8 protein-coding genes are annotated in these 9068 nt (G+C 38.8%); 6 read left to right on the top strand and 2 right to left on the bottom strand.

Annotation, left to right across the window (positions count from 1 at the left end):
• The first annotated feature begins 577 nt into the window (after positions 1 to 577).
• From AC5JMF_RS25715 to AC5JMF_RS25690, 6 genes are all read left to right on the top strand, one after another.
• A complete protein-coding gene (locus tag AC5JMF_RS25715; RefSeq protein ID WP_495798540.1) occupies positions 578 to 730 on the top strand; it encodes a hypothetical protein in 153 nt (50 codons plus the stop codon).
• A 127-nt stretch (positions 731 to 857) separates the two neighbouring features.
• Positions 858 to 2096, top strand: a complete 1239-nt coding sequence (locus tag AC5JMF_RS25710) for a phosphotransferase (RefSeq protein WP_495798539.1) — start codon at positions 858 to 860, stop codon at positions 2094 to 2096.
• Positions 2097 to 2151: 55 nt separating this feature from the next.
• Entirely contained in the window at positions 2152 to 3243 is a 1092-nt protein-coding gene (locus tag AC5JMF_RS25705; RefSeq protein WP_495798538.1) for a T3SS effector HopA1 family protein, read from the top strand.
• Between the two features lie 917 nt (positions 3244 to 4160).
• Positions 4161 to 4559, top strand: a complete 399-nt coding sequence (locus tag AC5JMF_RS25700; RefSeq protein WP_495798537.1) for a hypothetical protein — start codon at positions 4161 to 4163, stop codon at positions 4557 to 4559.
• A gap of 291 nt (positions 4560 to 4850) precedes the next feature.
• Entirely contained in the window at positions 4851 to 5651 is an 801-nt protein-coding gene (locus AC5JMF_RS25695; protein WP_495798536.1) for a DsbA family protein, read from the top strand.
• 110 nt (positions 5652 to 5761) lie between these two features.
• On the top strand, positions 5762 to 6208 hold the full coding sequence (locus AC5JMF_RS25690) for an acyl-CoA thioesterase (RefSeq protein WP_495798535.1): 447 nt from the start codon (positions 5762 to 5764) through the stop codon (positions 6206 to 6208).
• Here the strand turns inward: AC5JMF_RS25690 and AC5JMF_RS25685 are convergent.
• Positions 6201 to 7766: a 2-succinylbenzoate--CoA ligase gene (locus AC5JMF_RS25685; RefSeq protein ID WP_495798534.1), complete on the bottom strand. Its 1566-nt coding sequence runs from the start codon at positions 7764 to 7766 to the stop codon at positions 6201 to 6203. The two genes, AC5JMF_RS25690 and AC5JMF_RS25685, sit on opposite strands and share 8 nt — an antisense overlap.
• Entirely contained in the window at positions 7751 to 8782 is a 1032-nt protein-coding gene (locus AC5JMF_RS25680) for an o-succinylbenzoate synthase (RefSeq protein ID WP_495798533.1), read from the bottom strand. The genes AC5JMF_RS25685 and AC5JMF_RS25680 overlap by 16 nt, the downstream gene beginning before the upstream one ends.
• Between the last annotated feature and the right edge of the window lie 286 nt (positions 8783 to 9068).

Raw genomic sequence — 9068 nt, 5'->3', positions numbered from 1 at the left:
TAAGCGAAGCTATGCCGCAGGCTTTACGCTACGCTATCGCTACCGCTGACGCTCGAGGACTCGCTACCGCTTCGCTAACGCTAACGTAATTAAGTTTTGTAATGGGGATTTAAACTTTGAGAAAAATTAATTAGTACTCGCTTAAAACTTCCGGTTAACTTAGCTTTGTTATGATAAATAAAACTAATAGTGTTAAATGTTGTGCTTCACAGCACGAAGCATATCAGCCGGATTATTTTCGGCTGTAAGGGTGTGGGATGTAAAGGTGTAAGGGAAGAATCTAGCCCAAAACACGCATATACAGAGTAAGTGATTTATACATGGAATTAAGGAAAATATGTATTTCGAGATACGTAGTACAAGAAATACATGTCCTTATCTCAACAGAAAAAGTAAATATCCTCATTTATCAACCAATACCATTCAGTTAAAAAATACTGATGAAAATTTCATTAGTATATGGTGTTGCTATGCAACATCATGAAATGGGCGATCGCAATTAGTATGGGTCTTATTTGTTGTATATTGCTTAATTAATAAGTACTCAAAGTTTAACGATATTTCCTGCGAGCAACTAATGACAAGTATCGACAAAATTATGTTTGAGATATGTCTTGGCAACTCTTCTCAAGAATATAAAGATTTGATGTGTATTCAAGCAAAGTTTAAAGGTATAATCAAGGACTTGCTGCCATTTTGGCAGGTTTTTATCAGACAGATAAGATATTAGTAGATAGTACCAATAAAATTATTATTGTTATTCACACACTAGTTGCTATCTACCGAAAACTGCTAAAGCTAAGCCAGTTCTGATCTAGGTGACTCTCTCAGCAATTTTAGGAACTAGGAAGTAATACATGGTATTATCATTGTCCTCTCAAAACGTTATCAAGTATCTGCAAGCAGCAGGTCTGTGTGGATTAGAAGATAGCAACTCAGCAGTATCTGATTTGCCAAAAAGTAGGAAAAAAAACTTTAATTTATTAGTGAATTTAGCAGATAATCACAAACTGCTAGTTAAACAAGAACGCCACAAAAATAGTGATGAAACACCGCATGAATTGTATAATGAATGGCTGTTTTATCAACTACTACAGCAGTTTCCGGTTCTAGGAAATATTTCTGCGATCGCATCACCATTACTGCATTTTGATCAAGAAAATTCTATCCTTGTTCGTAATTACTTAAGCGAATATCTAGAACTAGAAAAATTCTACCGTTATCACGATGTTTTTCCATCAGAAATTGCTGTAGCTATTGGCACTGCTTTAGCTGGTTTACATCGTGCAACCTTTAATCGCAAAGAGTATAAAAATTTTATGGCAACTGCCCCTCAAGGACAGTATCGCTATAGTTTTTACAATCCAGCACAAGGCATAGGGCCGATTGAACCAGAGATTTTTGGTGTAGTTCCCACAGAGGCATTAAAGTTTTATACTCTTTGTCAGCGCTACGAAAGTTTAGAATCAGCAATTGCAGATTTAGCCTACGAGTGGAATCCTTGCTGCTTAATTCATAATGACTTAAATTTGAGCAATATCTTAGTTCATTCTAGATGGGAAAAGCTAGATAATTGCCTAGTGCGATTGATTGATTGGGAAGCTTGTTCTTGGGGAGACCCCGCTTTTGATTTAGGAACTTTAATCGCCAGCTATTTAAAAATTTGGCTCTCAAGTCTTGTAGTAGATCCTACCATCAATTTAGAAGAATCTCTGAATCTGGCAGTTACACCTTTAGAAGTATTACAACCTTCACTGCTGGCTCTAATTAGAGCTTATCTTGATGCTTTCCCTATGATTTTGGAATATCAAGGTGATTTTATTACACGTGTGATCCAGTTTACCGGACTGACATTAGTTCATCAAATCCAAAACTTGATTACATATCACAAATGGTTTGATAATACTCACCTATGTATGCTGCAAATTGCTAAAGATTTACTGACAATGCCTGCACAATCTGTGTTAACTGTTTTTGGAATTTCTGAGCCAGAAATCCTTAAACCCGTTGCCAAAATTCACAAACTACCCCAACCCCAAAAAGAACAGCAGTTAGTTCGCATTTATTACGAAAAAACGCGATTACGTGGTTGTTAGCTGGTAAAATATTTACTTGCGAGTAGTTATTTAATTTTGAGTTCTAAATTGATTAATGCTAGATTCTTCTACCAATCAACTACTAAATTCTCTATTTGATATTGCTAGCAATATCCAGATTGAGTCAAACTTTTGTATTTATCATCCTCATTATCAACCCTTCGCACTGCCAACAAAAGTAGCCGACAGGTTTCAGCAAAACTCGGCGGCTTTACAACACAAATATCTCACTTTATTGCTGCGAAATTTCCTCTATGGCATTTATTACAATGGTTCTCTACAACCAATTTTGGCAGTCAATGCTCATACTGCCAATTGCACACCACACCATAATTTAGAAAATCATTCAAGCTTGGCAGTTGATTGGGAATTTTATGAACAACTGCACAAATTTAATCATGGTAGAGGTTATTTTGACCCTAATTGGCAGGTGTTACGAAAAGAGCCTGATGGTAGTATGGCAGTAACTAAGGGCGATTTGACACTTTACATTGAGCCAGATTGTCATTTAGAGCATAGCAAGCAATCGGCAAAGATAGGTGATGTAGTAGCAATTTGGATGCCCAAAAATCGATTGCAAAATGGTTGTTATTTGGCAGTTAGCAATGTTGGACAAGAACGGCAAAGTCACCCTAAAGCTGATTTAGGCACAGGCAGAATCTATTTTAATTTTAATGCCGATGGTGCGATCGCACTGATGGATAGCTTGACGCAGCAACTAAACGCAGCCGCAATTCCCTTTATTTTTCAGGTTCTCCACAATCCCTCGGCTTACGGACGCTATGACTCAGGGATACTATACTTTGAACGCCACGATTATCTGGTAATTCGTGAAAGTTTGCAGGCTGTTTATCTGGAATATCAACGCCATTTCCGGGCTGAAATACCCTTGTTTACGAAGTTTTTAGCACCAGGGTTGGGTTTAGCTGAAGAACCAACTCAAAAGTTTGCAGCCTGTGAAAGTTTTGGGATGAATCGTTGTCAAATTGTCGCCAACGCTTTGTTAGACGCTTGGCAAAAAGGCAAGAATGCGATTGAGGAACGGATGAAGTCAATTGAACAACACTTTGCACATCATTTAGTTAATTTGCACTATCCTTATCTCAATCCCAGTTCCGATGATATATATTTTCCTTTAAAATATTAATTGCGTAAAAGGGACTGAGGATTAGGTAAGAGCAAAAGAAAGTTGAACTGTTTTACAGTGCAATGCGAAATTATAATCCTCAGTTTAAGCAAGTTTATAAAGATTATGTAAAGGAAAGGTGTAATTAGACACAGAATTCCTTGAGAAAAAGGATAAATTTTACTTATGTTTTTGGATAATGCGCTTCTTTATCAAAGAAGTATTTTTTACAAAAAAATAAAATTACTTCTTTGCAAGAAAAACTCAATTTTCAAACCTAACTTTACAACAAATTTACTTTCAAATAAAAAACTTGTAAATACTAGTACTGCATTAATAGCATGTATTGTAAATTACTAACTTACATTAGTTTTTTAAGTAGTTAGAAAAAAACTAATGTATGTAACAAAACTATTGTTCCCCACAATTGTAGTTAGAAGAATGCTTTTTGCTTGATATTGAGCTTGTCCAATTTTTACTCTCATCTGCCTTAGAAAGACAGCTTTGTATATATTGTTTTTTCTTACCGCTTTACTAAATATATTTGTAATGTATCAGAACTGACACTTCTTTACATATTCAAGATTTAGTAAATAAGTTTACGTCAGTTTCAGATCATGATAATTAAATAATTAATAGCAAGTAGTTAATACTTCACTTATTAGCTTGCTATTACAAATTGTTGTGTAATTTATTACACCCGACTACAAGCGATGCCTAGCTTTAATTAAAGCAACAGTCATATTTGCATTAATTAGGTCAGGCTTAAAATTGCTACCGTTTCATAAATTGCGTAGTTTTTTTGGCAATGATTGCACAGCCAAGAACTAAGTTACAAAGAGCAGAAAAAGCTTTTGTAAACAAAGTTGCTTGGGTTGTGAAAGTAGCAAGCCCATACGTACAAGTTAGATGTCTATTAATTGAATTGGAGGTATACAATGTTTACTAATCGTTCAATTCGTCTACTTCTGTTTGTAGGTAGCATGACGATACCTGCAACAATAGCTTTTGGAGCATCGGGAATACATGGACAGGAAGTACCAGTTGCACCAGCAATGGAGGAAGAGGTGGCTGTGCCCCTGTGGAATGCAGTGCAGCCTGCAAAATTAAAATGCAGTGATATAAAGATAGAAGATATATATGTAGACGGTTGGACTAAAACTCCTTACAAAGACGCAACAGATTTACTACAGAAAGAATGTGCGAAATCTGGATGCAATGCAGACAACAGCACGATAGTATATATACCTGGCACAGGTGCATACGGAGGTAAAGACGTAATTAGAAGACGAGATAATATTAGAGGTACAACTCTTTACCTTGCCAGCTGCAAATGAGTAAGCATTAGTGATGCATTAGTAGCGTGCGTTGTGGCGAAGCGCAACGCACCGCCAATGAGATCAAGATGGTGCGTTAACGAAGTAACGCACGCTACAAAAATAAAAATCTATCGCAACATTTTAACCTTGCCACGCCACTAGTGGACTGTTTCAGCTACTAACTTCTTCTATAAAAATAACTGTGCTAGTACAGTATTTCTCAGTTGTGGAGAGTTTATGTCTCCACAACTGAATTCTTATTTCCTCGCTGCTCCATAGTACAAAAGTAAGTATCCGTAAGGAGTTTTTGTGAGAATTATTAATAAAGTATTAGGCAAATTTGAACTTACCTCAAGTGTTCTGCTAGGGATAGCACTTATCAGTATGGGTTTAGGATTAACATTTCGTTCCTTGGTAGTGCTTGGACTCAGCCAGAAAAATCTAGAGAGTCAAGTTTTACAGATCGTCAAAAACCATCCGCAAGTGGTAATTGAGTCATTGCAAGCCTATCAGCGTCAGCAACAACAAGCGCAGCAGAAAGCGGCTGAAGCAATACGTCAAGATCTAACTTCTAATCCCAAATCCTTCATTAGTGACTCTCCGATGTTAGGAGCCAAAAACAAAAAGATTATTTTAATAGCGTTTTCTGATTTCCAATGCCCCTTTTGTGGCAAGGTTCAAAAGACTCTGAAGGATTTCATGGCAGCTAATGGTAAAGAAGTCACCTTCATTTATAAACATTTACCTTTAGAGCATATTCATTCCGAGGCAATGTCAGCAGCCTTGGCATCATGGGCTGCTAATAGGCAGGGTAAGTTCTGGGAGTTCCACGATGCTCTATTTGCTCATCAGGATAAGTTAGGTGAAGAGTTTTACATTAAAACAGCTAAATGCCTTAACCTGAATTTACAGCAGTTTAACAGCGATCGCCAAAGCAATTTAGCTAAAGCAGCAATTTTGAAAGATGTGGAAATTGCCAAGAAGTTGGGCATCAGTAGCACTCCCTACTTCTTGATCAACGGAACCGATTTGCCAGGAGCAGCTCCACTCCAAGACTTCAATCAAGCGCTAATACAAGCTAAGCAGAATCTAGCAAAATCTGCTCACTAACGGTTCTTCAGAGCTTTTGGGCAAACTATTGCTAAACTCTTAAAATAATAATTAATGATTAATACGACTGTAACTGCTTTCATTCTTGTGAAATTTTGAATTATTAAGATATGTCTTTTACATACAACCGCACAGTTCGCTTTCAAGACACTGATGCTGCCGGGGTAGTTTATTTTGCCAATGTCTTGGGGATTTGTCATGAAGCTTATGAAGAATCTTTAGAAACATCTGGTATTAATCTCAAAGATTTTTTTACGAATCCATCTTTAGGTTTTCCTATTGTTCATACCAATGCAGATTTTTTTCGTCCGATATTTTGTGGGGATAAATTAATGATTAATTTGATGCCTCAAAAACTAGGTGTTGATAAGTTTGAAGTTACTTATGAGATTACAGTGGCTGAGGTGTTGGTTGCTAAGGCTATTACTAGGCATGTTTGTATTGATGCTAGTAGTAGAAGTAAGCAAGAACTACCTGATGAGATAGTTCAATGGTTGGAAACGAACCGTAGAGGCGCAGAGGGTGCGGAGAGAAGAAAGTCAAGAGAGACTATGTAAGGAGATTTTGGAGAAATTCTGTAGCTATTTGTTGTAATTTTTGACGATTAATTTTACCTTGAAGGTTGCGGGATAAGTTTTGTTGGGGAATCCAGTGTTTAGGGATTTTGGGTTTGCTGAGTTTGGCTTGGAGTAGAGTTTGAATTTCTATGGTAGAGGTATTTTGCTTAGGAACATAAATGGCTGTTAATACTTGTCCCCAATATTGATCTGGTACACCAATTACACAAATATCTGTAACCATTTGGGTTTCTCTAATAGCGGCTTCGATTTCTGTAGGATAAATATTTTCTCCACCTGTAATGATTTTTTCGCTGTTACGTCCAACAATATGTAAATGACCTTGATTGTCTAAGAAACCTTGGTCATCTACTTGAAAGTAATTTTGATTTTGCCAAATTTGAGGATAGTAACCAAGGGCTAAGGATTGAGTTTGAATAGTGATATTGCCTGTTTGATTTGAGTTTAAAATTTTGCCTTGCTGATTACGAATTTGTATTGTGGTATGGGGAAGGATTTGACCACTGCTAATTTTACCATTGAGAAAGTCATCTGGTTTGAGGTTGGTAATTTGAGAGGCAGTTTCTGTCATGCCGTAGGTTGGTGCTAGGCGGATGCGGTAAAATAGGGCTTTTTCTAGTAGTTCTTGCCAAGCTGGTGCGCCTCCCAAAAGTACAGTTTGAAATTGCGATAACCATGTGGTTAATTCTGGGTTTTGCAGCAGACGTTGTAATTGTGTTGGAACTAAAGATATAAAAAAATCTGATTTTTTAATATTGGGAATTTGACCAGATTCAACTGTTTTAAATGGCAGAATAGCTAGTTGTCCCCCAGTAGTGAAGGAACGCATAAATTGCATTAAACCGCTGACATGATATAGCGGTAATACACAAAAAGAATTAATTTTTTTGAGTTGAAAATATTCTGTAAATCCCTGCACGGATGCTAGGAGAGTTTGCCAAGTGTGGATGGCAAATTTTATCTCTCCCGATGAACCGCCGGTGGGAATCATGATGAATGGGGAGTGGGGAGTAGGGAGTGGGGAGTGGGGGGATGAGGGGGATGAGGGGGATGAGGGGGATGAGGGGGATGAGGGGGATGAGGGAGATGAGGGAGAAAGATGATTATAATTCCTCAATCCCCAATCCCCAGTACCCAATCCCCAGTCCCCAGTACCCAATCCCCAGTCCCCAGTACCCAATCCCCAATCCCCAGTACCCAATCCCCAATCCCCAGTACCCAATCCCCAGTCCCCAATCCCCAGTCCCCAAACAATATCTGGCTGCACTAAATTAAATACTTGTTGCCATTCTTGTGTTCCCCAGTTGGGGTTACATAGAAAAACTGGGCAATTAGCTGCACAGGCAGCGATAAAACTTGCTAGAAATTTAACTGGTTCGTGTTCAGCTAAGATGATTTTTGGTAGTATTCCACTAGCTAATAGTTGCGTTAGTTCTAAATATAATTCTTCAACTATTTGCTGTAATTGATGGCTGTTATAACCAATAAGCCAATCTTGCTGATTGAGGTTTTTTAAATAGGCTAAAGGTTGTTCCATAAATTTTGAAGCCAGGTTTCTTCTTCTGCAAAAAAGTGGTTGACGCCAAAACCTACTGCTCGATTGTGTAGAGATAATTCTGTTGCTAGCTTGAGTGCTGCTTCTCTACCGATCGCAGTTTCAAATACGGAGGAAAATACAGTATCAATTTGATGCTGTTGCCAAAATTGTCGTAGCTGTGATGGTGAACCAATGATCCCAGGCTTGATCACAAAAATCCCTCGCCAACCCTGTTCATAACAATTCACAAGTTGCCCAAGTGTGGCTACAGACTCATCTAAGGCGATCGCAGTCCCATAAAACATACTCAATTCCAACATTCCCTCTAATTGATCAACGGGTAATGGTTGTTCGATAAACTCAATTTCTAGTGATATTTCGGGATTTGCTTTCAAATTGTCGCATGTCCACAGCCATAAATTTGCCTCATCATAGCTAAGTCCGCCGTTCGCATCTAATCGCAGTTTTGCAGAGGCTGGTAAGCTATGTGTCAGTAATTCAAAAATTTTGAGTTCTATAGCGATCGCATATACCCCTATTTTCCATTTAAACGTCCGGTATCCCTGTTGCCACAAACTTTCCCATTGTTCTAATGCCACCTCCCCCGCCGACAACAAGCCACTAAAAGAGGATACAGATATAGAAGGATGCACAGACATATCAAATTCTTTCACCGCGTCCCCCCCTCCCCGCGTCCCCGCGTCCCCCCACTCCCCACTCCCCATTTTTTCCAACGCTGACTCAAAACCAAATTGACAAGCAGGTAACTCATCGGGAATGGCAAAAATAGTCTCTTCTGTAATTTCTGTTGGTAATTGGCGACAAAAATCTAAGGCTTGTTCCATGGTTTCAGAACCAAACCAGCTGATGGGCGCAATTTCCCCTGCACCGATGCCACCCGCTTGATCATCAAGACGTAAAATTATCCCATCGCGGATATCCCACTCACCGTGATTGGTATTCAGCGATCGCACAAATCTGCGCCTATATGGACGAAATTTAAATCTGTAAGTCATTTCCCTATGGGGATGAGGGGGATGAGGAGGATGAGGAGGATGAGGGAGATGAGGGAGATGAGGGAGATTCAGAGGGAGTGGCGATGTGGGAGTAGGGAGTAGGGAACCCACGCCTTAAGGCGTGGGATTGAAGTAAGGACGCATTGTGCCTCGTTGCAAGCAATCTCAGCACAAATCTTTTCCTAACAGTGGGCTTTATACCCACAAAAGACAGTTTTTAATGTTTTTGTATCCCTACTCCCTACTCCCTACTCCCTACTCCCTACTCCCTACTCCCTACTCCCTA

It is taken from the genome of Desmonostoc vinosum, from assembly GCF_059505385.1.
This window is presented reverse-complemented; position numbering and strand designations above follow the sequence as displayed.

Bases quoted from the DNA above. Each gene is read 5' to 3' on its own strand.
- AC5JMF_RS25700 (WP_495798537.1), top strand. From the start codon at position 4,161: ATGTTTACTAATCGTTCAATTCGTCTACTTCTGTTTGTAGGTAGCATG.
- AC5JMF_RS25690 (WP_495798535.1), top strand. From the start codon at position 5,762: ATGTCTTTTACATACAACCGCACAGTTCGCTTTCAAGACACTGATGCT.
- AC5JMF_RS25715 (WP_495798540.1), top strand. From the start codon at position 578: ATGACAAGTATCGACAAAATTATGTTTGAGATATGTCTTGGCAACTCT.
- AC5JMF_RS25705 (WP_495798538.1), top strand. From the start codon at position 2,152: ATGCTAGATTCTTCTACCAATCAACTACTAAATTCTCTATTTGATATT.
- AC5JMF_RS25685 (WP_495798534.1), bottom strand. From the start codon at position 7,766: ATGGAACAACCTTTAGCCTATTTAAAAAACCTCAATCAGCAAGATTGG.
- AC5JMF_RS25710 (WP_495798539.1), top strand. From the start codon at position 858: ATGGTATTATCATTGTCCTCTCAAAACGTTATCAAGTATCTGCAAGCA.
- AC5JMF_RS25680 (WP_495798533.1), bottom strand. From the start codon at position 8,782: ATGACTTACAGATTTAAATTTCGTCCATATAGGCGCAGATTTGTGCGA.